This window comes from Flavobacteriales bacterium, assembly GCA_020635795.1.
Lineage (GTDB): Bacteria > Bacteroidota > Bacteroidia > Flavobacteriales_E > Vicingaceae > Vicingus.
The window spans coordinates 29,871-53,813 of record JACJZD010000006.1 but is presented as its reverse complement, the minus strand read 5'-3'; the positions used below and the strand labels follow the sequence as shown (position 1 = coordinate 53,813).

Genomic DNA, 23,943 nt, shown 5'->3' with positions numbered 1-23,943 from the left:
AATTGCTTGTTGTAAAAGTAAAACAAGTTATTAAACATTATTAACATGATGGCTCAAATTAATCTTTTTCAACGAATTTTGAATACCCAATTAAAAACTCATGCAGCAGTATTTAGATTTATTAAACCACGTATTAGAAAATGGTACACAAAAAGGCGACAGAACAGGCACAGGAACAATTAGCTGTTTTGGCTACCAAATGCGATTTGATTTAAGCGAAGGCTTTCCTTGTTTAACCACAAAAAAATTACACTTAAAATCTATCATTCACGAGTTGTTATGGTTTATTAGTGGCGACACCAACATCAAATACTTACAAGAGCATGGTGTAAAAATTTGGGATGGCTGGGCAAACGAAAAAGGGGAATTGGGACCTGTTTATGGTCACCAATGGAGAAATTGGAACAGCGAAGGAATTGACCAAATAACTGATTTAATCAACGAAATAAAAACCAATCCAAATAGTCGTAGGTTAATGGTTTCGGCATGGAACCCTAGTGTAATGCCAAATACAAAAGTTTCGTTTGCTGAAAACGTGGCCAACAACAAAGCTGCACTGCCTCCTTGTCATGCCTTTTTCCAGTTTTATGTTACCGATGGTAAACTGTCTTGTCAGTTATACCAACGTAGTGCCGATACTTTTTTAGGTGTTCCTTTTAACATTGCTTCCTATGCTTTGTTTACCATGATGGTGGCACAAGTTTGCGATTTAGAGGCTGGCGATTTTATCCATACTTTTGGCGATGTACATTTATACAACAACCACATTGAACAAGCTAGGTTGCAATTGACTCGTGAACCAAAAAAATTACCAATAATGAAAATGAATCCCAACGTAAAATCGATTTTTGATTTTAAGTTTGAAGATTTTGAATTGGTAAACTACGACCCACACCCACACATTAAAGCAGAGGTTTCTTTATAACATGCAAGAACTTAACTTACCGTTTTACAACATTACCTTAAAAGAAGAAAACGGCAAGCAGTTTATTTACGACGATATTCGTAAAAAATATTTAAGCCTTACACCAGAAGAATGGGTTCGACAAAACTTTATAAAGTATTTAATTAGTGAAAAAAACGTGCCTGCTTCATTGATTGTTATTGAAAAAGGATTAAAATTAAACGAGCTAAGCAAACGTGCCGACATCTTGATTTATAAAGATTCTTCGCCTATTTTGTTGGTTGAATGTAAAGCCCCTAAAGTAAAAATTACTCAAGATACCTTCGACCAAATTTCTCGTTACAACCTCACTTTTAAAGTCCCTTATTTGATTGTAACCAATGGCTTGAACCACTATTGTTGTAAAATAGACTTTGATAAAAATAGCTACACTTTTTTGGAAGAAATTCCTGATTTTAGTGCAATTTAAGCATCACTTCACCACAAACGAAACACTTCCGTTTCGTTTTTTAAAAAACTCATCAAAATTTTCTGGTTTAATAATTTGTGATTCTCCGTTTGTTGTAATGGTCATTTCAACCAAGTTAAAACTGCGTCCGTTGATAAAATACTGATTGTAAGAAGTATATGTGTTGTTGTATAATTTTCCGAAAATGAGGAGTGCTTTTGGTTGTAATTGTACATGCACAACCTGAAAACTAGTATCTAAATCATTAATTGGTAGTTTATTGTTCCAATCTATTTGACCTTTTTTTCTCAGTGCATAAGCCTCTGGGTTATTATCAAAAATGGCAAAGGTTTTTTCGGGAGGAACAAGTGTGTAGGTAATTTCAATGGGTTGATCGGTTTCATTCACCACCATAAAACGTTCTACCCAAGAACAACCACAAAGTATGAGGAGCAAAAACGAAAAACAGCATATTTTTAGTAGCTTCATTTCAATAATTTTAGTTTAAATTTAAAAAAATAAACGGATAACCCTCGTCAATTTTCTTTAATTTTATAAATTCGCAACCCTTTATGAAGTTAGACCATTACATAAGTAAACTATTATTTCGCTACGATTGTGTTATCGTTCCGAACCTTGGGGGTTTTGTTGCCAACTACAAACCTGCGAACATACACCCTATTAAAAACACGTTTTATCCGCCTTCAAAAGGAATTTCGTTTAATAAAAACTTGATTCATAACGATGGTTTGTTGGCAAATGCGATAAGTCAAGAAAACGGTATTAGCTACGAAAAAGCGTTAAGTATTATTGAGCAAGGGGTTGCTAAAATTCAGCAAGATTTAAAACACCGTCAAAAAATTGCTTTCGAGAATATTGGCATATTGTTTTACGATAACGACAACCGTTTGCAGTTTGAACCATCGGCACAAGTGAATTACTTGTTAGAATCGTATGGGTTGAGTTCTTTCCAACAATTTCCGGTAAAACGCAAAACGCTTGAAGATAAAATTAAGGAAACGCCTATTTTACCTATTAACCAATCATCTGGAAATAAAAAATGGTTAAAAGCTGCGGCTGTTCTTATTCCACTAACTGCCTTGGCTATTTGGTTACCAACTAAATACGATTTAACATCGGAACTGAATTATGCTAATTTAAACCCTTTTAAAGCTGCTGCTTTACCGGTTTATACCGAACGAAGTGCTTTACCAGTTTTTGAAAAAGTTGAATTACCAAAAGTTGACGAAACCAACCATACCGTAACGTTTATTAAAAACGAAACACCTATTGTAATTGCTAAAACAGTTGAAGAGCCTGTTGTTAAGGTAGATTCAACTTATGTAAAAACAAAAGTTCAATCGCTTCGTTTTCATGTAATTGGTGGTTGTTTTGCTGAAAAAGAAAATGCTGAAAACTTTGTTCAAGAGCTTGTTGCTGCTGGATACAATGCCTCAATAATTGGTAAACGTAAAGGCTTATTTGCTGTCAGTTACAGTAGTTTTGCATCAAGAAAAGAAGCCGTTGAAGGTTTGGCGTTAGCAAAAAATCACAACAGCAAAGCTTGGATTTTAAATCAATAATTTTTCTATTTTACCTCTAACAAATACGATTGGTTAATCCAATGTGTAGTGTCTGCTTGTATATCTACCACAAACAAACTTTTTGGCGAATTTACAAGCAAAGGCAAATTTGCTGTCGATTGGGTTTGTTGTATCAATTCAGCTCTTTCAGTTAGTTGTTTATCGTAGCTTTTTACACTTCCCGAAAGGATATCGGAAATAACCATTCCGCCATTGCCAGCCAACAGAAAAACCAAGCAAAAAAAGGCAATTCTTTTAGTCGGATTAAACGAAAGGTGCTTGGTAAAATAAGCTCCTTGATTAATTGCTAACACCAATAAAAATAACACAAAAAATACGCTTGCTAGGTTTAATGTTCGGTGTTGCCCCAAAATACCTGTTGCCCAATAAGCAGGGAAAATGCACAAAAACAAGATTCCTAAAAAGATGATTGAAGCTATTTTCCAATCCAATTTTTTGAGAATTGGTGTTGCTTTTTGGTGAAGTTCAGCCACAATAAAAACAAACAAAATACCTGATAAGGCAACCACCCATTTTAAGGTAAAACGCCCCATTTGCATAACAGTGTATAACAGTGAATGACTGAAATTTTTTGTGTTTGAATAGTTTTCCATTCGATAATCGTTACCTGGAGCAAATGCAACTACTGAGATACCAATTAAAGCAATAATGAACTGAACTAAAAAGAAAATTTTATCCTCTTTGGTTTTAAAATAGCTGTAATAAAATAATAATGCGGCAACAAACCCCATTATCAATGCAATGGATTCTTTTATTCCAATAATAAACACCAACATCAATATCAAAATGAGTTGATGAACAAGTTTGTTTAAAATAAATTTTCGCTGAAAATATTGAACTAAAAACCCTAAATATAACATTACTAAGGTCAAGCTAAATTGATAATACGCCACACTAGTTTGCCAGTAAAAAGCTTCAGATAATTGAGTGGTTGAACTTAACACTGTGAGTAAAAAAAGGAGACTAACAATGGTTTTATCAATAAGTTTTAAGGTTGGAAAAACAACATTGATAACAAAAAAAATACTTAGTGAAAAAAGTAAAAAAGCACCCAACAAAAACATGCGATAATACAGTAAATCGGATAATGAAAAAGGAAATAAAAGCATGATTAAATTGCCTGTGTATAGTCCGTTAGATTTGAAGTAAAGATTTACCAACACTTCCCACAATGGTGCTTGTTGCGATTGATAGGCAAAACCTAAGTCATCGGCAATGGGGTGTACAAAACCAAATAAATACAGAAAAGGAACCAACAAAACCAGCAATACAGCTAAAACAATCTGTTTTTGGTTGTCGGTTAATTTCATTGTTTACTAAAAAATGCGTGTTCAATTTTATCGGCTAAAACCGACGAAAGTTTAATATACGATTCCACTGTCCAACCAGCCACATGAGGACTTAAAACAACCTTGTTTGATTGGGTTAAATACACAAAATCTTCAGGTAGTTTGTCTTTGCTAATGGTTTCGAACGATTTGGTTTCGTACTCCAACACATCCAAACATGCTCCTAAAATTTTACCCGATTTTAATCCTTGAACTAAATCAGCAATTTTAACATGGTTTCCACGAGCAGTGTTAATCAAATAAAATGGTTTTTTAACCGATGTTATAAAGTTGCTATCAACGTAATATTGGGTTTCTTCGGTTAAAGGTAAATGGATGCTGATAATGTCAGATTCGGCTTTTAATTCTTCTAAAGAAACTTCTTGAACACAACATCCAACTTCAGACTTCCAACTTCCAACTTCTAACCCAAAACCCTTTTTATATTTATCATAAGCCAACACCTTACACCCAAAACCACTCAATTTTTTAGCTAACGATGAACCCATATAGCCATAGCCAATAATTCCAACCGTTTTACCCATTAATTCCAATCCTCTGTTTCCTTCTCTATCCCAAATGCCTTTTCTAACCTCGTTATCCCCTTTTTTTAGCTGATTAAACAACATTAATAAAGTTCCAATGGTATGCTCACCAACCGCATCCATATTTCCTTCTGGTGAATGGATAACTTTTACTCCTTTTTGTTTGGCGTATTCCACATCAATGTTTTCCAAACCTGCACCAGACCGTGCAATAAATTTAAGGTTGGTTGCAGCATCTAAAAAAGTTTTGTCCAACGTAAATCGACTACGAATTACAACGCCTTGATAGTCGCTAATGTTGGCTTCTATCTCGCTTTTTGACGAACTATAATCATGCTCGCAAACCACTCCTAATTTTAAAAGACGTTCTTCTAAAATAGGATGTACCGAATCGATAAACAATACTTTTGATATCACGTTAAATAGTTTTATTAGCAAATGTAGTGATTAAACTTTTTTAGTGAAGTATTTCAAAATCATCACCATCCAAGCCAACAGGAAATTTTTCTCTAAAGTCTTCTAATTCTTGGCGGTTTAATGTTGTGGTTTCGATAGTGTTTTGATATGCTGGTATGGTACTAATCACATTTCCTTTTGGGTCGATAACGGCAGAATTTCCAGAGTAAATTATACCTGATTCTTCTTCCTTTTGTGGATTAACTACTCCTCCCTTCCTATGGGGAAAGGTTGGGGATGGGCTTTTTCCTACTCGATTTACACCAACTACATAAACTTGATTTTCGATAGCTCTTGCTTCCAATAATTTGCTCCAAGGTTCTTTTCTTGCTTCTGGCCAATTGGCAATGTATATTAGGCAGTCGTAAGCGGGTTGTGAGTGATGGGTGGAGGGAGTTGAGGAGTGGGTTGTGGGTGTCGGGTGGTGAGTGATGGACTTATTCCTACTCCAAACTGGGAAACGTAAATCGTAACAAATCAAAGGGCAAATTTTCCAACCTTTTAACTCCACAATTAAACGAGTTTTTCCTGCCGAAAAATGCTCGTGTTCATTTGCCATTCTAAACAAATGCCTTTTATCGTAATGGTAAATTTTTCCGTCGGGTTGTGCCCAAATTAAACGATTAAAATAAGCCTGATTTTCTACAATAATCAAACTTCCTACAACAACTGCATTTTTGCTTTTAGCTTGTTGTTTCATCCATAAAATGGATTTACCATTCATGGTTTCGGCTTGGCTTGTCGAATTCATGGTAAATCCAGTAGTAAACATTTCGGGTAAAATTATAAGGTTTGTTTCTTCCTTTATAGATGCTATTTTTTCGGTAAACATGGCTAAATTTTTATCCACGTTTTCCCAATGTATTTCCGATTGTATGATTGTTATTTTAAGATTCATAAATAAGTAGTTAGGCTGAGTCGTTTGCTTTTAGTGGGTTGTGTTACTCCCTCCCTTCGGGAGGGTTGGGGTGGGCATTATTCTTCTACATAAAATAAATCATCAAAAGGAGAATTGATTGGTGCTCCTAAATTAATTGGTGCTGACCAAGAATTGCTTTTTTCGTCCCAAGTACTTTTAAACACATCATAACCTCCCATACTTCCGTGAGCTGTTGAGCAGAAATAAAGTGTTGTTTCGTCTTTCGATAAAAAAGGAAAGTCTTCATCACCAGCACTATTTATCACATTACCTACATTTATCGGCTCCGACCATGTATTGTTCGGTAATTTTTTCATAAAAAATAGGTCTTTTCCATTTTCGCCATTTTCGCCATAACTCGAATAATAAATAAGCGTTTTGCTGTTGTTCAAATACATGGTTGGTCTAAATCCCTCTTTCTTGTCTTTTGCAGTTGTCATATCGTCTGGGGCAAGTAAAAATTTAGCATCAATATCTAACGAACCATAAATGGTGTGGAAATTTGTTTGTTTAAATTCTTTTTTTGCCAACACTTCAATGGGTTTAGGGCTATTTACAATCTTTTTACCAAACAAGCTCAAGTTAATTTCATCATTAATGGCGTGTTTTTCAATCTCTTTTTCGTTGGCTAAGGTTTTATATTTTTCATAGGCTTTAACTGCTCGTTCAAAACGATACGAATAATGGTTGGTTTTACCTAACATGTAATACACATCGTATGGAGTTGTTTTGTTTAACGCCGCTTTTTCTAAACTTTCAATGGTTTTTTCGTAATCGCGAGAAACATTAAACAAACTTTTTCCATACATGTAATGCTGCTTATCGGTTAAATCTAATAATGGAGCAATTTTAGCATATTGTTCGGCACATTTTATATATTGTTTGTTGATGAAAAATTGCTCTGCAGCATCCAATATTTTTTGTTGGTCGCTCGATGGTTTCCTAAATTTTTCTGCAATGTTTTGTTTAGGAGCAGTTGTTTCTTTTACCGCATTTTTTTCAAAATCTTTCTTGGTAAATTTATACTCAGGTGCTTTTTCTGCTTCTTCTTTGGTAAAATAATTATCGATGTTTAAAATCTCAAACGAACCTTCTTTTTTCAGTTTAATGCTTTGGCGTAATGGAAAATCTTCGGTTTGAAACGGAATGGTAACATAAGCAACATGCTCATTGTAGCCATCAGCAACAATGCTAAATTCATATTTTACACCTGGCATTAATGCTAATAAAAAATTTCCTGTATTGGCATTAGAGTTATAAATACCAACCACTTCTTGATTGTTGGTGTTGTAAACCGCAATAGATGCCGAAAAATTTGGAATGGAATCGTTTGTCATAAAATGACCTTTGATGATGGTAAGTGGTTTTGGTGGTTTTGGCATGTTTATTTTATACAAACTATACCCGCCAGTTGAACTTCGTCGGTTTGAGACAAAGTAAGCTTCTTCATCATTCAAACTTGGCATAAACATAAAATCGTCGTACGGCGAATTGATTGGATAACCCATGTTTTTAACCTCACCCCAAGGGTCGTTTACCGTTTTTCTGGTTGCTGTAAAAATATCATATCCACCCATGCTGTTGTGCCCAGTTGAGGCAAAATAAAGTGTTTTTCCGTCTAAGGTTACATAGGCATAATCTTCGTCATAAGGGGTGTTTACTTTTGTTCCTAACGAATTCGGAATACCATATTTATCACCACCAACCAACACGTTTACAAACAAATCTTTGCCAGATTTTTCGTCCAACCCATAACTGGTTTGAATCATTTCGTTCTGTTCGGTTTTAAACATCCACATTTTTTCCTTTTTCTTGCTATCAATTGGTGAAATAAAAAAAGATGTTTTCTCTAAAAATTTACCACTTGTTAATTCGGTTGGTAGTTCTTTATGTAGTTTTTGAACATCAATAAACGATTTGTTTTTGATGTACATGTCGTACTGATCTAAAATCAACAATTTACCGTTTGAGCAATATTCAATGTATCGGTCAATGTTTAAACTGGTTATTTCTGTTGGCTTTGCTTTGGCTTTATATTCCAAAAATGCTTGTTCGGCTTTAGCAAAATCTGACCACGAGTGGTAAGTCATTCCTAAATAATAAAACACATCGTATGGCACGTTTGGATCTTTTTCGGCTTTTAACAAATAAAACAACGCTTTTAGTTTGTTCTCTTCCAAATGATAAACACAAACTCCTTTTTTGTAGTTGTTCAATGGGTCTGATGGGTCGAGTGTAAGTAGTTCAGAATAATAAGCGGAAGCTGTTTTGTAGTCTTTTTTTAAAAATGCTTTTTCAGCATATTCTGGTTTTTTGTTTTCGTGTTCAGCCTGTTTTTTTAACAACTCATCAATGTTTCCAAATTCGGTTTCAGTTAATTGCCTACGCTCAACATCAATTTCTAATGCGTTTGTTTCGTACAACTCCACCTTGTGCGTGCTCTCATTGTTTTCATCATAAACCGTTAACAAAAACAATGTAGGTTCTTTTTCTTCTACAAACCATGTGTTTAACGCTGCATTAACTCGGTTAGAATCGATTGTTACTGTTATTTGTTGTTTAGAAATTTCGTCGTGTACATTGGTGCTTGCATAGCCTGGTATTTCCACTACTTTTCTAATAGGGGCATAACCATAGGTGTTGATTACAAACTCGTATTTCAAATTGGGCATTAAAATCACTAAATAATTTCCCGTTTTAGCATTGGTATTGTAAACCCCAACCAGTTCATCGTTAGAAATATTGTACACCGAAATCTCTGCTTTTCGCATGTGTGGATAACCAGCTATTTCAAAATTTCCACGAATAACCGTCGAAGAAATTCCGCTTTGATTGGTGCGGGCTTTATACATGGTGTAACTTCCTGGTTCAGTTGAATTACGATTGGAAACAAAATAATAAGCTCCTTTTTTTGTGGTGTCTTGTTTTGTTAATTCAATTGAAAATGCTGTGTTAAGTTGACAACAAATCATTAAAAACAATCCGAAAAATCGAAGAAATGCGTTCATTTTCAAAATTTTAAAGTTTGAAAGTAATAAAAATGAACAGGAAACAGGAATTTATTTAGGAAGAGTTTTAAACAACCTTGTTTAATATCTCGGCAGCTCGTTCTAAAGTCTCTTCTTGTTTAGCAAAACAAAAACGAAGTATTTTCTCGTCGACATTTTTTTGATAAAACACCGAAACTGGTATTGATGCTAGCTTGTATTCTTTAGTTAATCGAACAGCAAAATCAGTGTCTTTTTCATCACTAATGTTTTTGTAACTCAGCAATTGAAAATAAGTTCCTTTTGAAGATAAAATCTCAAATTTTGAATCTTTAATTCGCTCTACAAAAAAATCTCTTTTTTGCTGATAAAAATTACTCAACCCTAAATAGGTGTTTTCGTTTTTAAGGTATTCTGCCAACGCATGCTGAACAGGTGTGTTTACCGAAAAAACAATAAACTGATGGGCTTTTCTAAACTCTTTCATTAAATTGCTTGGAGCCATACAATAGCCTATTTTCCATCCCGTATTGTGAAACGTTTTTCCAAATGAAGCAACAATAAAACTACGCTCTGCAAGTTTTGGAAATTTACATGCGCTTTGGTGTTTTTCATTGTCGTAAATAATGTGTTCGTAAACCTCATCACTCAAAATAAGGATGTCAGTATCTGCAACAATTTTCTCCAAGGCCAACATGTCCTTTTTACACAAAATTTTACCAGTAGGATTGTGCGGGGTATTAATGATAATCATTTTGGTTCGTTGGGTAATCAACTTTTTAACCTGATCCCAATCAATCGTATAATCTGGAGCTAACAACTGAACAAATACTGATTTACCTCCGTTTAATTCAATTGCTGGTTCATAACAATCATAAGCAGGTGTAAAAATGATTACCTCATCACCTTCGGTTATTGTTGCTGCAATAGCGGTATATATGGCTTGAGTTCCTCCTGCAGTGATGGTTATTTCTGTGTCAGGATTATAATTAACTCCGTAAAGATTTGTGGTTTTTTGAGCAATTTGTTCACGTAAAGCCATTAAACCAGCCATAGGAGCATATTGGTTTAATCCTTTTTTCATTGCATTCGAAACCAAATCAATCAATTTGTCGTCCCCTTTAAAATCAGGGAAACCTTGAGACAAATTGATAGCGTTTTGCTCGTTTGCCAACTGGCTCATCACCGTAAATATGGTAGTGCCAACCTGTGGAAGCTTTGATTTTATTAGATTAGGATATTCTTTCATGCTAATTTTAAAGGTCGACAAATTTAAGTAAACCTACCTAAAAACACCCAAATAATTTTTAAATTAGACCAACCAATTGATAATATGCGATACACCCTAGAATAAGCCTGACGAAGCTTCATTCTCATATCCTTCATCTATCAAAAGATGTTGAGATTCAGCTGCTTGAACTGCTAATTCATCACAACGCTCGTTATACAAATTACCTGCATGACCTTTAACCCAATTAAATTTGACTTGATGTTTGGGGTAAATTTTTAAAAATCGTTGCCAAAGATCGATGTTTTTTTTTCCTTTAAATCCCTTTTTTTGCCAACCAAACACCCAGCCTTTTTCTACCGAATCAACTACATATTTGGAGTCAGAAAAAATTTCTACTTGAGCATTTTCTTTAATAATTGTTTCTAAAGCAACAATTACACTCAACAATTCCATACGGTTGTTGGTGGTGTTTCTAAAGCCTTCCGAGAGTTCTTTTTTGTGGTTGCCGCTCATCATTACTACACCATAACCACCTTTTCCAGGATTGCCTTTTGCAGCACCATCAGTATATATGGTAATTTTTGCCATTAAAATCCTGCGTTGGTTTTAAACAGTTTTACAGCAATAGCTAAAAGTATTACACCAAAAACTTTACGTAAAACAGCTATTCCTCCTTTACCTAAAATACGCTCAATAAATGCCGATGATTTTAATACAAAATAAACCAAAATAACATTTACAATAATAGCAATAACAATGTTTTGAACAGCATATTCGGCGCGTAACGAAAGTAATGAAGTCATGGTTCCAGCACCAGCAATTAATGGGAAAGCTATAGGAACAATTGACGCTGTTTTTATAGAGTTTTCGTCTTCTTTATACAAACGAATTCCTAATATCATTTCTAAAGCCAAAAAGAAAATAATAAACGAACCTGCAATGGCAAATGAGTTGACATCAATTCCGATTAAACTTAGAATAGATTCACCAACAAACAAAAACAAAATCATGATAACCAACGATACTAAACTTGCTTTTTCGGACTGAATATGTCCTGTTTTTTGGCGTAAATCTATGATAACTGGTACAGAACCAATAATATCAATAACAGCAAACAAAACCATGGTTGCAGTGGCTATTTCTTTAAAGTTAAAATAATTCATTTTTTATTTTTTTTGAAAATGTTAATCAACGTTTTACCTATTTCATCTAATTTTTCCATTGGCTCAATTGGAGAGGTATCTTTTAGATTAAGTGTTGATAAATCGTTCACTCCCATTTGCTTAGGATAAATAATAATAAAACTGTTTGTTTTAAAATAAGTATTAACAAAGGAAGGAATTTTAGGCATAATGTTGTGATATGACAAGTATTCCTTTCTGCTTAAAATGATTATTAAATTATCATCTTCTTTAATTTTTTCGGTAAGAATAAGAAAATTATTCCAATCATTAAAATGAACAAATTCAGCCTCTATCGGGTTTTTTTCGTGTATTGCTTTCAGCTCGTTTAATGTTTCTTCTACTGCATAAAAAACCATTTTAGCATTGGTGTTTTTGGCAATATTCCATGCTTTGTTTACCCAAGCAGAAAACCCAATTTCTATTTCTGCTTTTTCTGGTACAACAACCAAATGTCGTTTAATGGTTTCTAATGGTTGATTGGCTTTATATATTAGTGTTGTAGTGTTGCATTTGGTTAAAATACCTTCAGTAAAATGACCCAAAAAAGAATCAGAAATGTTGGTGTTGTTATGAACACCAAGCACTAAATCGGTAATTTTATTTTCCATCACCACACTCGAAATTCCGTTTACAATATTTAAATCGTAGCGTATCAATTCGTGGATAGAATTATCTGTGGCAGAAACAGCTAAATGAGCCCTCTCCATCAATTTTATACCTTTCTTTTCAGCATCACTATCACTAAAATTATTATCAATAATGTTTAAAGCATAAAGGCCTTTTTTATTCTTTTTGGATTTAATTGTTACACTTAAATTAATTAGTTCATCCGTAGTATTTATGTTGCTTAATGGTATTAATATTCTTTCGACAGTTTTGATTACCTCTGTTTGCCCTTCATTAGTGTCTAATAAAGCAATGTTTTTTGCTCCCTTTTGTGCTATAAATGCTGCAATTGTGCATGTTGCTAAAATCAACAGAATAGTTCCATTTAAGATGTTTTCATCGAAAAGTCTTACTGGTTCAACTACTTGGTTTAAAAGAGCTGCTTTAGCAATTTCTGCTTTGTTTAAAATTATGTTGTACCCCACTAAAACCACAGCTAGAGTTGCTGCTACGTGAGCATTACTTAATCCAAAAATTAATCTTCTTTCGTCAGCCGAAAATTTATACGTTTTTTGAGTTAACCAAGCAGCTAAAAACTTAGATGTTGTAGCAACTACAATCATCGTTATGGCAACTCTTATTGTATCAAAATCTTTAAAAAAGACACGATAATCAATGAGCATTCCTACTCCTATTAAAAAAAATGGAATAAAAAGTGCATTACCTATAAATGCTACTCTATTCATTAAGGGTGATGTGTGAGGAATTACCCTATTCAACGCCAACCCAACAAGAAACGCTCCGATAATAGCTTCTATTCCTGCAAATTCGGCTAAAAATGCACCAAGAAAAAGCATAGCTAATACAAAAATATATTGCGAAATATTATCATGGAATCGTTTAAAAAACCAACGCCCAATAATTGGGAAAAGAAACAAAACAATTATTCCGAAAATAAGAACTGAAACAGATAAGCTTAACCAGAAGCCTTTGGTAACTTCGCCTGAAGAAACACTAGCAACTCCAGCTAAAACCAGTAAAGCTAAAATATCGGTAATGATTGTTCCTCCAATGGTAATATTTACAGCTCTATTCTTTGCAACACCTAACTTGCTAATCATAGGATATGCAATAAGCGTGTGTGAAGAAAACATTGCTGCTAATAAAATGGAGGTTATTGTGGAATATTGTAAAAAATAGTGTCCTACTAAAAACCCCAACGTAAAAGGAATTGTGAATGTATAAATACCAAAAACTAAGCTTTTTGTACGATTTTTCTTAAAATCCAAAAGATCCATTTCTAGTCCTGCCAAAAACATGATGTACAGCAATCCCACAGTTCCAAACAAAACAATACTGCTGTCTCTGAGCATTAAATTTAGCCCGTTAGGACCAATAACTGCTCCTGCAATAATAAGCCCGATTAAGTGCGGAATTTTAAGCTTATTTAAAATTAATGGAGCAAAGAGGATGATAAACAATAACAACGAAAACAATAATACCGGATTGGTTAACGGCAATTTTGTCTCAAAAATATTTATTAGTATCATATACCGTTCATCTTTCAGTTTATTGAACTACTGAAAACCATGCACAAAACTAATCAAATAAACTACTCAACCATTAATGCCTCAAACAAAGCTTAATAATTAATTACCCTTACTTTTTCATCGTTTAATCGAACTCTCAACCAAGTTTGTAATGCATTTTTCTTTTCACGACGTTGTTCGTCGCTAAGTTGATTGTTCCAACGAATTAAAAAAGTGGCAATGGTATCTTGCTTTTCGCTAAAATCGGTAGCAATGGTTTTTCCAAACTCCATTTGTACTACATCTTGGTACTGTAATTTTATCTCTTTTTTTAGGTTGTTATAAGGAACATCGTTGTGCGATAATAAATTAACTTGAGATTCTAACAACCTTATTTTCTCATCTTTATCTTTTATCGCTTCTTCGTTTTTACGATAAATATCTTCTAAAATTCCAGAACGAACCTCTTTACTCAATTTGTTGGCTAATTCATTCGAATTGTCTTTTGCTTGATGAATTTTAAGTTTTACGCCTTGTAAATCATATTCAGGCATTTTTTTTAATAAACGTCGTTCGGTAGCCGCATCAATATTGTTTCCAATAATATACACTTCTATCGATGATTTGTCGCCTTCTTCAGTTTTGTAGTTTATTTTTTTGCTGATAATTTCACTTCCTTCAATGTCAAAGTTTTGAGCTATAAAGTTTTCCACATCCTTTTTAAAAATACTTTCTTGAATAGACCCCCAAAAAGTAAAACCACTTGGAATAAGGACTACTGCCGAAAAAATTAAAATGTAATTGGTTACTTTTTTTTGGCGAGCATCATCAATATATGTGGTAAGTGGAAACCTCAAATATTTTACTACCAACCATGTAGCTAAAATTATGAATACCGAATTGATTAAAAACAGATAAAATGCGCCGAAAAAGAACTGCCAATTTGCATTAGCCAAACCATAACCAGCAGTACAAAGTGGTGGCATTAAGGCTGTAGCAATAGCAACACCATATAGCGTGCTTGCAATAGTTCCTTTTTTAGTTTTTGCTACAATTAACGCTATTCCACTAAAAAAAGCGATTAACACATCCAGCAGTGTTGGACGAGTACGTGCAATTAATTCTGACTGTACCTCACCAAATGGAGTTAATAAAAAATAAATGGTTGAAACCAACACACTAATTAACACCGCTGTGCCTAAACTTTTTAACGAACGACTCAGCATGGTTACATTGTTTACACCAACCGCCAAACCTATACCTACAATTGGACCCATTAATGGAGAAATTAACATGGCTCCGATAATTACTGCTGTAGAGTTTACATTTAAACCAATAGATGCAATTGCAATGGATGCTCCTAAAATCCAAATGTTAACTCCTTTAAAATCAATGTCGTTTTTAATGGCTTGAACAGAACCTTCCACATCAACACCATCTCTAATGTTAATGATTTCTTGCAAATAAACCACCAACGATTTAAACGACTCCTTTAAATTAAATTTAAGTTGTTCGTCGGGTTGATTGTCTTGTAACGGATTGTTGTTTTCGTTTTCCATAAATTCGTGCAATAAGAGTTCGACTAAATTACTATTTCTGCTATGAAATTCATTTTGTATTAATTATTTTTACACTTGTTATTTTAACCCAATAAATTACAAATAGATGACAGATAAGACCGCGATATTAGAGGCAAAAATAAAAGAAGCAAAAATTGCTGGAGGTGTTGATAGAATTGCTTCACAACATAAAAAAGGAAAATTAACAGCCAGAGAACGTATTCATTTTTTGTTAGACGATGGTTCGTTCGAAGAAATTGGTATGTTGGTAACACATCGTTCAACCAATTTTGGGTTGGACAAAACGGTTTTCTTGGGCGATGGAGTTGTAACTGGTTACGGAACCGTAAATGGTCGTTTGGTTTATGTTTTTTCTCAAGATTTCACCGTAATGGGAGGTTCGCTTGCCGAAGCTCATGCTGAAAAAATTTGTAAAGTGATGGATTTGGCAATGCAAAACGGTGCTCCAGTTATTGGTTTAAACGATTCGGGTGGTGCTCGTATTCAAGAAGGTGTAGTAAGTTTAGGTGGTTATGCCGATATTTTTTATAGAAACACGTTGGCTAGCGGTGTAATTCCACAGCTATCAGCCATTATGGGGCCATGTGCAGGTGGTGCTGTTTATTCTCCTGCTTTAACCGATTTTATTATGATGGTTGAAAACACCTCGTACATGTTTGTTACAGGACCCAATGTGGTTAAAACAGTTACACATGAAGAAGTTAGCTCAGAAGATTTAGGTGGAGCTTCGGCACATTCTACTAAATCGGGGGTAACACATTTAACGTATGCGAATGAATTGGAGTGTATTTCAGGAATAAAAACCCTATTGAGTTTTATGCCTCAAAACTGTGAGGAAGATGCTCCAAGTATTCCTTACGAAAAGGGTAACGAATTACGACCAGCACTAAACACTATTATACCAGAAAATGCGAATCAACCTTACGATATTAAAGAGGTTATAGCAGGAACAGTTGACGAAAATTCGTTTTACGAAATACACAAAGATTTTGCTGAAAACATTGTGGTAGGTTTTGCTCGTTTAGCAGGAAAATCTATTGGAATTGTTGCCAACCAACCAGCATTTTTAGCGGGAGTTTTAGATATTAAATCGTCTCAAAAAGGAGCTCGTTTTGTTCGTTTTTGCGATTCATTTAATATTCCTTTATTAGTGTTTGAAGATGTTCCAGGGTTTTTACCAGGTACTGACCAAGAATGGAATGCTATTATTACCAACGGTGCAAAACTATTGTATGCGTTCTGCGAGGCTACCGTTCCTAGAATTACTGTAATTACCCGTAAAGCTTACGGTGGTGCCTACGATGTAATGAACTCGAAACACATTGGTGCTGATATGAATTACGCTTGGCCATCGGCTGAAATTGCTGTAATGGGAGCTAAAGGTGCTGCTGAAATCATTTTCAAAAAAGAAATATCAGAAGCTGCTGATTCGGAAGCAAAATGGAAAGAAAAAGAAGCCGAATATGCTGAAATGTTTGCTAATCCATATAACGCTGCTGCTCGTGGTTATATTGATGAAGTAATTAAACCCGAACAAACCAGAGAAAAACTGATTAAAGCATTTAAAATGCTAGAAAATAAAGTAGCTGTTTTACCAAAAAAGAAACACGGAAATATTCCGTTGTAAATGCCTCCCCATCCCCTCCGAAGGAGGGGCTAGACTAGCTCATTGTCATCCTGAGCTTGTCGAAGGATGGTGAGAAAAAAAGTGAAACAAATAATACCCAATACTATGAAATGAGCATAACGAAATTTCGATACAAACACAAATGATGATAAGCGAATTCCATATAACCTATTAAAAAACAAATAAATATCAACATATGAAAAACATACTCGTAACCATCGATTTTGAAGAAAAAGGGCAACTGTTAATTAACAAAGCTGCAGAAATAGCAGAAAAGTTTAAAGCAAAATTATGGATGGTGCATGTTGCAGCTCCAAACCCTGATTTTATTGGTTATGAAGTTGGTCCGCAGTATATTAGAGATGTGTTGGCAAAAGATTTACGTAACGAACACAAGTTGTTGCAAGGGTTTACTGCACAATTAAAAGAAAAAAACATCAATGCCGAAGGCTTGTTAGTTCAAGGAACAACCATTGAAACCATTGTAGAATTAACCGATAAATTGGCTATTGATTTAATTGTAATTGGAAAACACAAACATGGTTTTTTCCATAAAACCTTTATGGTAAGCACCGATGAATCGTTGTTAGAAAAAGCAAACATTCCTGTTTTGGTTGTGCCTATCAAATGAGATTAGCTTTAATCATATTACTGTTAGCAAGTGTTTTTGCTTGTAAAAACACACCTGAAACCCAAACAGAAATACAACCTGAAACCAACGACATGAATAAACCAGTTTTTGACTCGGTAAAAGCCGCCAATTATGGTGCTGATGAATACGGTATGAAACAGTATGTGATGGCTTTTTTACGAAAAGGACCAAACCGTTCTACCGACAAAGCTGTAGCTGATAGTTTACAAAAGGCACACATGGATAACATTACTAGAATGGCTGACGAAGGTAAATTGGTGGTTGCAGGACCATTTTTAAACGATGGCGATTTACGTGGAATTTACATTTTTAATGTGACTACCATTGAAGAAGCTAAACAACTTACCGAAACCGACCCAGCCATTATTGCGGGTAGTTTAACCATGGAATTGATACCTTGGTACAGTTCTGCTGCTTTAATAGAGATTAACGAGTTACACAAAACCTTGGCTAAAAAATCTTTTTGATTAAACAGTATTAATAACTAAATTTGGTATAATCGCATTAAGGGTTATAAGAATGACTATTGAGCTATAATCAAACAAAAGCATGAAAAATAAATTCATAAATAATATATCAGCTGAAATTTCAGTTGTTGAGGAATCTCAAATAAACATTTATGGAGAAGTTGAATTAGATTTACTAGAAAAAAGTGTTTGGGATAAATCTATAAAAGTTGAAGAGAACGGTTATTATTGGAAAAAAGACCCTGTTTTTACTAAAGGTGGAGAAATTACAAAAGATAGACCTATAATTGTTGAATTGTTTTGTGGTTGTGGTGGAACTTCAATGGGTTTTGAAATGGCTGGTTTTGAAGTTGTGTTGGGTTGTGATATACATGCCCCATCAATTCAAACATTCAAAGCAAACCACCCCAATTGTTCAACAATTTTAGGCGATGTTAAAAAAGTAGACCCATACACAATTAAGGAGCTGCTTAATGGCAGACCTTTAGATGTAATAATTGCAGGCGTACCTTGTCAAGGTTTTTCATTAAACAACAGAAAGCGACATCAAGAAGACGACAGAAATTTAATGTATAAAGAATTTGTTCGTTTTATTGAGGTACTTCAACCAAAAGTTGTCGTATTAGAAAATGTTTCAGGAATGAAAAGCACAGGTAATTTCGTAGAAGAAATCGAAAAAGACCTTTCAAGAGCAGGAAAAATGACTGTAAAAAGCAAATTACTTTATGCTCCAGATTATGGTGTTCCTCAAAAAAGAAGCAGATTAATTTTTGTTGGAATAAAAGATGAAGAATTTGACTTTAAATTAATTCAAAAAACACACGGACCAGGAACAGATAAACCATATATAACTATCAAGGATGCAATTGGAGATTTACCTTCTTTAAAACCAAAAGAAACAAAGAGGAAGTATAAAACTGAACCCTTTTCAGAATACCAGAAACTTATGCGTATAAATACTAACGGTTCCGTGGAATGTCATACAGCTCCTAATCATCCAAAAGATACAATAGAAAAAATCAAGAATACAATACCTGGAGAACCTATGTATCCAAAGTTTAAACAAAGGATACGTTTAGCTTGGGACATTCAAAGCCCTACTCAAGTTTCGGGTGGAATTAGACCTCAATTTCAATTTGGACATCCAGAAGATGCCAGAGGCTTGACAATTCGTGAACGTTGTAGAATCCAAAGTTTTCCAGATGATTTCATAGTTAAAGGTGGTACTGTTCAAGGTAGAGTACAAACAGGGAATGCTGTTCCTCCGTTATTAGCAAAAGCTGTTGCTCTTGCAATTAAAAAATATTTATAATGAACTTTAGAATTTGGTATAGTACTGAGCCTTTTGCCGATTTTGTAATTGATAATACAGAACTCAGAAACAAAACTTATGTAAAGAAAAAAATGTATGAAAGTGACGCAAATAATGCCAAGAATTTCCATACAATGCCTGACCATATAAAGAAAATCCTTTATTTGGACGCTCCTGATTTAATTGTCGAAATTGACCACGAGCCAATTTTCTCAGTTGAAGTTTCAACCGAAGCAGGAACTGGTCATAATGCTTTTCAAAGATTTGCTAGATTAGCTGCGTCAGTCGAAAATAATGTTCCTGCTTTTTATATTTATCCTGAAGCTGCAATTATAACACGCCAGACAACACCCCCAAAATGGGATAAAATAAATCCTTTGGTTTTTAAAGCTTTAGATGATGTAATGTCAATTTACGACATTCCTGCACTCCTTTATTATTATCCAAGTGACTATAGAACTCATCCAGATGCTGCAACTTCTACAAATCAATTAAGCAAAGGAATTTTACACGACCCAAATAGAATTTATTCTGGTAGCCCTTTAGGAACAGATACTGAAATGACTAATATGTTCAGTACAATGAATGAAATTATTGCGGTATTTGAAAAACACGGGATAGTTAAAGGTAGAGAAAAGCTTCTTGGTAATAGAACTGTAATCGCTAGAAGAACCTTTATGAATCAGGAATTTACGAATAAAGGCGGGCACTTGAATATGTCTCCTTTATCTGCCACAATTAAAATTCCTACTCAATATTTATTAAACTACCTTTCACAATTTGAAAATGCCAATTATTCAATTGGTGAATTATTAAGAAGTCGTGGAGAAACAATAATTTACAAAGTAAATGCAGCCTTCAGGGGTGATCCATACCCAGGTGCATTGGCAGCAATTGACTACTTGCTATGTAGAGAAGGAAAATCGTTTGAAGAAAGAAGATTTAATCTCGTTCTTGCATGGTCTGACGTGAACGTTGATGATTCGAATCAAACAATTGAATTACCTGGTACTAAAGGAAAAGTAGATGATTTTGTAAGGGCAGTTCAAGCAAGTGAAAACAAAAATATTCTTTCGAAAGATTACGCTGACATAGCTAATCACGAGATACCTAGATATTATATGCAAGTTCGATATGGTTCAACCTATTCGAAAGTTAAACATATCCGTGTGTTCTCTTATTTTGCAGATGCAATTTTATTTCCAGACGGTGCTTTATGGAGAGATGCTTAATTATGAAAGAAGGGAGGGTTACAATAAACATACTAAATTGGCTGGAAAGTAATGGCTGGAAAATTATTTGTTATGATTTTCCTCAAAGCGGTACAGGAGTTTTACTCCATCCTAATTCAGATAAAAACAGAACATCAAAAAACAAAGGAGGAATAATTCCTGACATTCTAGCTACCAGAAATTCGGTTGCTTTATTCTTTGAAAACAAAGATAGATATGTGCTCTCTGACTTTGAAAAAATAAAGGAAATTAAAACTTTTGGCAATTACTCAAATTCTTTAAATATTATACTATCAGATTTTAATGTAACATCAATACATTATGGGATTGGAATACCAGCAATTGAAAAACACATTAACAAATCCTTAGAAAATATTGATGGAATAGACTTTTTAATTAGCACCCTTGAAAATGGAGAAGTTCTAATAAACTTTGACAAGAATGGAGTCCTCCCTTAATAATCCAAAAAATTATAACTTATACAAAAAGACTTTACTCCACCAATTTTGCAGACAAAGCAAAAGCTTCTAGCTCACGTAAAAACTCACGTTTGTCGAACTTAGGAGCAAACACATAACCATCAATACAAATTACTTGATTGCGTTTTTCATCTACAAAAGTGTAATTAACATAAGGTCCGCCCATAAAGTCGCCTTTAATAAACCATAAACCACGCAATTCTTTTGCGTACAAGCCATTCATGCTAATTTCTCGCTCCTTTGGTACAAACTCGGCATACGATTGCATATAGGTGCTATCTACCGCTCCTTGAATGTGTTTTTTGGTTATTTCGTTGCGTTTGTTGGTTAAACTGTGTACACTAAAAGTACTATCGCTGGTATACGGGTAAGAATATACCAACAAACCTTGGCTAATAGGGTGTTCACCAGCCATTTTTTCTTTCCTTATCCACACAAAATTGCTTTCTTCGGTAGCAATACGGTAATAGGTATCTACATTAATATCAATGTTAAATTGTTTTTTTAATACTGAACTTACTTTAGCATTTTTACTTTGTTGGTTGGCAGCTTGCAAACGTTCAATTTCCTTATTGTTAAAATAATCAGCAATGGCAACTCCATTTTTACGAATGGTTTCGGCAGCAATTTCATCCGAAGAAGCCGTAATAGTAATAATCAATTGGCTTTTTGACCACACCTCGCTATTTATAGCCAACCTGTTTTTAGAGTTTGGCTTAACCTCAACTATAATAATGTTACGATTGGTTTTAAAAATTTGGGCAAAATTACGGTGAGGGATAAAAATAATGTCAAACATCGGCTCTCGTTGGGGTAATCCTTCTTGTGTTTTTGCAAAGGTTTCCATAATTGCTGCACCAGTTTGGTTGTTCCAATAAAATGAATCGACCACCACTAAAACATTTCCTGATTTTCCTGATGCACGAGGTAAAACTTTTTCGTTAATAGTGTCGCACGATACTAGTACTAAAGAAAAAATAATAGCAGCGAAAAACGATAAGAAAATGGTTTTTTTACCCAATTGGTTTGATTTTAATTTTCATTCCTGATTTTAACGAACGCGGATCTAAGCCTTTGTTTAAACTTTGAATCTCATTAACGGAAGCACCCTCAAACTTGCTAGCAATACGGTATAAATTATCACCAGGTTTTACGGTATAATACAAATATTTACCATCGGAAGTTGCTTTTGTGGCCGTTAGTTGAGTAGCTTTTTCTTCTTGTTTTTTCTGTTGAGCAACATAACTTGCTTTAGGATAAACATACAATGTTTGACCCACTTGTAACCTATCGCTTTTTAAGTTATTCCACTCTTTTAGTTGAGTTGTTCTGCAATGGTATTTCATGGCAATTTTACTCATGCTATCACCACTTTTAACCTTGTAAACCACCGATTCACTTCGTTGTGGTTCGGCAGCAGTAGTTTGAGCAATTTCTTCAGTTGCTTTTTCTTCTTCCTTAATGTTACGTTGAGCATAAATAGCTTCTTCGTTAGTTAAGAAAAGCCCAATTTTATCGTAAGGCAAACAAAGGGTGTTTGCTTTACCAGTTGCTGGAATGTAATTGTGTTTGTAGGTTGGATTAATGTATTCCAAGTATTCAACAGGGATATCCAACACTTTAGAAATTTCGGCAAAAGAGATGTGTTGATTAACTCCAACGGTATCTACTTTAAAACAAGAAACATCTGGTTTTACTGCTTGAATGTTGTGTTCGGCAGCGTAAGTCATTACATAATTTACCGCCATAAAAGCTGGAACATAACCGCTTGTTTCGCGAGGTAAAAATGCCATTATTTCCCAAAAATCGGTTTTACCACCTGAACGACGAATAGCTTTGTTTACGTTTCCTGGCCCACAATTGTAAGCTGCTAAAGCCAAATCCCAGTTGTTATACATAGCGTGTAAATCTCTCAAATAACGACAAGCAGCATCGGTAGATTTGTACACATCGCTTCTTTCATCGTAATAAGAAGTGGTATTTAAATCGTACATTTTTCCTGTTTCGTACATAAATTGCCACAAACCTGTTGCTCCAACTCTCGATTTTGCCTTAGGGTTTAAGGCCGATTCAACAATAGCTAAATATTTAAGCTCTAAAGGCATGTTGTATTTGTCTAATGTTTCCTCAAAAATGGGGAAATACAACGGAGCTAAACCCAACATTTTTGCGGTAGTATTTTTTCTTCTTTTGGCATAAAGGTTTACATAGCCTTTTACATAACCGTTGTAAACAAATTTAAATGGAGAATTTGCATCCATTTTTTTAAACCTTTTGATGTAAGTTGCTTCATCAAATTCTGGCACAGAATCTTTAGCGTATTTGTATTTAGAAGATTTTGAAAAATTGTCTTTTAACCCCAAACTTTCGAAATATCCCGAAAGGGTTATGCTATCAATCATGGATAAAATAGGGTCGTCGTCGGCTAAATCATATTTTGTTTTAGAGGTATCGCCGCCAGCAAAAATGAATTGAATTGCAGTAAAAACGAAAATGATGGAGAGGAATGTTTTATTTTTCATAAATCCTGTTTATGCTCTATTGTTATAAAACCTTATAATAGTAGAAGAGTATTAAAACTCCTTTACTGCATTTTTATTTTGTAAATAACAAAGAGTTATTTTGATTGCTGTTCTTTTTCTTTATCCTCAGCTGACTTTTCCCCTTCTTTCATCCCATCTTTAAACTCTTTAATACCAGAGCCAACACCTCTCATTAATTCAGGGATTTTTTTTCCGCCAAATAACAATAAAGCCAAAGCAACAATTAGAGCAATTTGCCATGGACCAATCATTCCTAATAATACAGTTTTCATAATTTTTAAGTTTTAATCCGTTAAGCAACGGATAGTAA

At 34.3% G+C, this 23,943-nt stretch carries 22 protein-coding genes; 9 read left to right on the top strand and 13 right to left on the bottom strand.

Going from position 1 to position 23,943, the window contains the following annotated elements; all coding sequences use genetic code 11:
• Nucleotides 1-100: 100 nt before the first annotated feature.
• Both H6589_12030 and H6589_12025 read left to right on the top strand, forming a co-directional pair.
• On the top strand, nucleotides 101-925 hold the full coding sequence (locus H6589_12030) for a thymidylate synthase (GenBank protein MCB9175329.1): 825 nt from the start codon (nucleotides 101-103) through the stop codon (nucleotides 923-925).
• 1 nt (nucleotide 926) lies between these two features.
• Complete coding sequence (locus tag H6589_12025; protein ID MCB9175328.1) at nucleotides 927-1,373, top strand: type I restriction enzyme HsdR N-terminal domain-containing protein; 447 nt, start codon at nucleotides 927-929, stop codon at nucleotides 1,371-1,373.
• A 3-nt stretch (nucleotides 1,374-1,376) separates the two neighbouring features.
• Here H6589_12025 and H6589_12020 read toward each other — a convergent pair whose 3' ends face one another.
• Entirely contained in the window at nucleotides 1,377-1,841 is a 465-nt protein-coding gene (locus tag H6589_12020) for a hypothetical protein (protein ID MCB9175327.1), read from the bottom strand.
• Nucleotides 1,842-1,924: 83 nt separating this feature from the next.
• On the opposite strand from H6589_12020, the gene H6589_12015 reads away from it, so the two are divergent.
• The gene (locus H6589_12015) at nucleotides 1,925-2,935 is read left to right on the top strand and encodes an HU-CCDC81 and SPOR domain-containing protein (GenBank protein ID MCB9175326.1); all 1,011 of its coding nucleotides are present in this window, start codon (nucleotides 1,925-1,927) and stop codon (nucleotides 2,933-2,935) included.
• A gap of 5 nt (nucleotides 2,936-2,940) precedes the next feature.
• Here H6589_12015 and H6589_12010 read toward each other — a convergent pair whose 3' ends face one another.
• The 9 genes from H6589_12010 to H6589_11970 all read right to left on the bottom strand — a co-directional run bounded on the left by H6589_12010 (nucleotide 2,941) and on the right by H6589_11970 (nucleotide 15,300).
• Nucleotides 2,941-4,266, bottom strand: a complete 1,326-nt coding sequence (locus tag H6589_12010; GenBank protein ID MCB9175325.1) for a hypothetical protein — start codon at nucleotides 4,264-4,266, stop codon at nucleotides 2,941-2,943.
• Nucleotides 4,263-5,261, bottom strand: coding sequence for a hydroxyacid dehydrogenase (locus H6589_12005; protein MCB9175324.1), 999 nt, complete (start codon nucleotides 5,259-5,261; stop codon nucleotides 4,263-4,265). The genes H6589_12010 and H6589_12005 overlap by 4 nt, the downstream gene beginning before the upstream one ends.
• A gap of 25 nt (nucleotides 5,262-5,286) precedes the next feature.
• Nucleotides 5,287-6,183 (bottom strand): nitrilase family protein, encoded by an 897-nt coding sequence (locus tag H6589_12000; GenBank protein MCB9175323.1) that lies wholly within the window; start codon nucleotides 6,181-6,183, stop codon nucleotides 5,287-5,289.
• A 77-nt stretch (nucleotides 6,184-6,260) separates the two neighbouring features.
• On the bottom strand, nucleotides 6,261-9,212 hold the full coding sequence (locus H6589_11995; GenBank protein MCB9175322.1) for a PD40 domain-containing protein: 2,952 nt from the start codon (nucleotides 9,210-9,212) through the stop codon (nucleotides 6,261-6,263).
• Between the two features lie 67 nt (nucleotides 9,213-9,279).
• A complete protein-coding gene (locus H6589_11990) occupies nucleotides 9,280-10,440 on the bottom strand; it encodes a methionine aminotransferase (protein MCB9175321.1) in 1,161 nt (386 codons plus the stop codon).
• Between the two features lie 96 nt (nucleotides 10,441-10,536).
• Nucleotides 10,537-11,010 (bottom strand): ribonuclease HI, encoded by a 474-nt coding sequence (rnhA, locus tag H6589_11985; GenBank protein MCB9175320.1) that lies wholly within the window; start codon nucleotides 11,008-11,010, stop codon nucleotides 10,537-10,539.
• On the bottom strand, nucleotides 11,010-11,585 hold the full coding sequence (locus tag H6589_11980) for a MarC family protein (protein ID MCB9175319.1): 576 nt from the start codon (nucleotides 11,583-11,585) through the stop codon (nucleotides 11,010-11,012). Before H6589_11980 ends, rnhA begins: the two co-directional genes overlap by 1 nt.
• Nucleotides 11,582-13,762, bottom strand: coding sequence for a cation:proton antiporter (locus H6589_11975; GenBank protein ID MCB9175318.1), 2,181 nt, complete (start codon nucleotides 13,760-13,762; stop codon nucleotides 11,582-11,584). Before H6589_11975 ends, H6589_11980 begins: the two co-directional genes overlap by 4 nt.
• Nucleotides 13,763-13,854: 92 nt before the next feature.
• On the bottom strand, nucleotides 13,855-15,300 hold the full coding sequence (locus H6589_11970; protein ID MCB9175317.1) for a DUF389 domain-containing protein: 1,446 nt from the start codon (nucleotides 15,298-15,300) through the stop codon (nucleotides 13,855-13,857).
• Nucleotides 15,301-15,406: 106 nt separating this feature from the next.
• Between H6589_11970 and H6589_11965 the strand changes: the two genes are divergently transcribed.
• From H6589_11965 to H6589_11940, 6 genes are all read left to right on the top strand, one after another.
• Nucleotides 15,407-16,948: an acyl-CoA carboxylase subunit beta gene (locus H6589_11965; GenBank protein MCB9175316.1), complete on the top strand. Its 1,542-nt coding sequence runs from the start codon at nucleotides 15,407-15,409 to the stop codon at nucleotides 16,946-16,948.
• 196 nt (nucleotides 16,949-17,144) lie between these two features.
• Complete coding sequence (locus H6589_11960) at nucleotides 17,145-17,579, top strand: universal stress protein (GenBank protein ID MCB9175315.1); 435 nt, start codon at nucleotides 17,145-17,147, stop codon at nucleotides 17,577-17,579.
• Nucleotides 17,576-18,067 carry a hypothetical protein gene (locus H6589_11955; GenBank protein ID MCB9175314.1) on the top strand — a complete coding sequence of 164 codons (492 nt, stop codon included), beginning with the start codon at nucleotides 17,576-17,578 and terminating at the stop codon, nucleotides 18,065-18,067. The genes H6589_11960 and H6589_11955 overlap by 4 nt, the downstream gene beginning before the upstream one ends.
• Nucleotides 18,068-18,149: 82 nt before the next feature.
• Nucleotides 18,150-19,379 carry a DNA cytosine methyltransferase gene (locus H6589_11950; GenBank protein ID MCB9175313.1) on the top strand — a complete coding sequence of 410 codons (1,230 nt, stop codon included), beginning with the start codon at nucleotides 18,150-18,152 and terminating at the stop codon, nucleotides 19,377-19,379.
• A complete protein-coding gene (locus H6589_11945) occupies nucleotides 19,379-20,611 on the top strand; it encodes a hypothetical protein (protein MCB9175312.1) in 1,233 nt (410 codons plus the stop codon). Before H6589_11950 ends, H6589_11945 begins: the two co-directional genes overlap by 1 nt.
• A gap of 2 nt (nucleotides 20,612-20,613) precedes the next feature.
• Nucleotides 20,614-21,069 (top strand): hypothetical protein, encoded by a 456-nt coding sequence (locus tag H6589_11940; protein MCB9175311.1) that lies wholly within the window; start codon nucleotides 20,614-20,616, stop codon nucleotides 21,067-21,069.
• Between the two features lie 34 nt (nucleotides 21,070-21,103).
• Here H6589_11940 and H6589_11935 read toward each other — a convergent pair whose 3' ends face one another.
• The 3 genes from H6589_11935 to H6589_11925 all read right to left on the bottom strand — a co-directional run bounded on the left by H6589_11935 (nucleotide 21,104) and on the right by H6589_11925 (nucleotide 23,905).
• The gene (locus tag H6589_11935) at nucleotides 21,104-22,111 is read right to left on the bottom strand and encodes a DUF4837 family protein (protein MCB9175310.1); all 1,008 of its coding nucleotides are present in this window, start codon (nucleotides 22,109-22,111) and stop codon (nucleotides 21,104-21,106) included.
• On the bottom strand, nucleotides 22,104-23,612 hold the full coding sequence (locus tag H6589_11930) for a transglycosylase SLT domain-containing protein (GenBank protein ID MCB9175309.1): 1,509 nt from the start codon (nucleotides 23,610-23,612) through the stop codon (nucleotides 22,104-22,106). The genes H6589_11935 and H6589_11930 overlap by 8 nt, the downstream gene beginning before the upstream one ends.
• A 95-nt stretch (nucleotides 23,613-23,707) precedes the next feature.
• A complete protein-coding gene (locus H6589_11925) occupies nucleotides 23,708-23,905 on the bottom strand; it encodes a twin-arginine translocase TatA/TatE family subunit (protein ID MCB9175308.1) in 198 nt (65 codons plus the stop codon).
• Nucleotides 23,906-23,943: the final 38 nt, after the last annotated feature.

What these genes read in the sequence shown, in the direction of transcription:
- H6589_12030 (MCB9175329.1), top strand. Translation starts at nt 101, where the DNA reads ATGCAGCAGTATTTAGATTTATTAAACCACGTATTAGAAAATGGTACA.
- H6589_12025 (MCB9175328.1), top strand. Translation starts at nt 927, where the DNA reads ATGCAAGAACTTAACTTACCGTTTTACAACATTACCTTAAAAGAAGAA.
- H6589_12020 (MCB9175327.1), bottom strand. Translation starts at nt 1,841, where the DNA reads ATGAAGCTACTAAAAATATGCTGTTTTTCGTTTTTGCTCCTCATACTT.
- H6589_12015 (MCB9175326.1), top strand. Translation starts at nt 1,925, where the DNA reads ATGAAGTTAGACCATTACATAAGTAAACTATTATTTCGCTACGATTGT.
- H6589_12010 (MCB9175325.1), bottom strand. Translation starts at nt 4,266, where the DNA reads ATGAAATTAACCGACAACCAAAAACAGATTGTTTTAGCTGTATTGCTG.
- H6589_12000 (MCB9175323.1), bottom strand. Translation starts at nt 6,183, where the DNA reads ATGAATCTTAAAATAACAATCATACAATCGGAAATACATTGGGAAAAC.
- H6589_11995 (MCB9175322.1), bottom strand. Translation starts at nt 9,212, where the DNA reads ATGAACGCATTTCTTCGATTTTTCGGATTGTTTTTAATGATTTGTTGT.
- H6589_11990 (MCB9175321.1), bottom strand. Translation starts at nt 10,440, where the DNA reads ATGAAAGAATATCCTAATCTAATAAAATCAAAGCTTCCACAGGTTGGC.
- rnhA (MCB9175320.1), bottom strand. Translation starts at nt 11,010, where the DNA reads ATGGCAAAAATTACCATATATACTGATGGTGCTGCAAAAGGCAATCCT.
- H6589_11980 (MCB9175319.1), bottom strand. Translation starts at nt 11,585, where the DNA reads ATGAATTATTTTAACTTTAAAGAAATAGCCACTGCAACCATGGTTTTG.
- H6589_11975 (MCB9175318.1), bottom strand. Translation starts at nt 13,762, where the DNA reads ATGATACTAATAAATATTTTTGAGACAAAATTGCCGTTAACCAATCCG.
- H6589_11970 (MCB9175317.1), bottom strand. Translation starts at nt 15,300, where the DNA reads ATGGAAAACGAAAACAACAATCCGTTACAAGACAATCAACCCGACGAA.
- H6589_11965 (MCB9175316.1), top strand. Translation starts at nt 15,407, where the DNA reads ATGACAGATAAGACCGCGATATTAGAGGCAAAAATAAAAGAAGCAAAA.
- H6589_11960 (MCB9175315.1), top strand. Translation starts at nt 17,145, where the DNA reads ATGAAAAACATACTCGTAACCATCGATTTTGAAGAAAAAGGGCAACTG.
- H6589_11955 (MCB9175314.1), top strand. Translation starts at nt 17,576, where the DNA reads ATGAGATTAGCTTTAATCATATTACTGTTAGCAAGTGTTTTTGCTTGT.
- H6589_11950 (MCB9175313.1), top strand. Translation starts at nt 18,150, where the DNA reads ATGAAAAATAAATTCATAAATAATATATCAGCTGAAATTTCAGTTGTT.
- H6589_11945 (MCB9175312.1), top strand. Translation starts at nt 19,379, where the DNA reads ATGAACTTTAGAATTTGGTATAGTACTGAGCCTTTTGCCGATTTTGTA.
- H6589_11940 (MCB9175311.1), top strand. Translation starts at nt 20,614, where the DNA reads ATGAAAGAAGGGAGGGTTACAATAAACATACTAAATTGGCTGGAAAGT.
- H6589_11930 (MCB9175309.1), bottom strand. Translation starts at nt 23,612, where the DNA reads ATGAAAAATAAAACATTCCTCTCCATCATTTTCGTTTTTACTGCAATT.
- H6589_11925 (MCB9175308.1), bottom strand. Translation starts at nt 23,905, where the DNA reads ATGAAAACTGTATTATTAGGAATGATTGGTCCATGGCAAATTGCTCTA.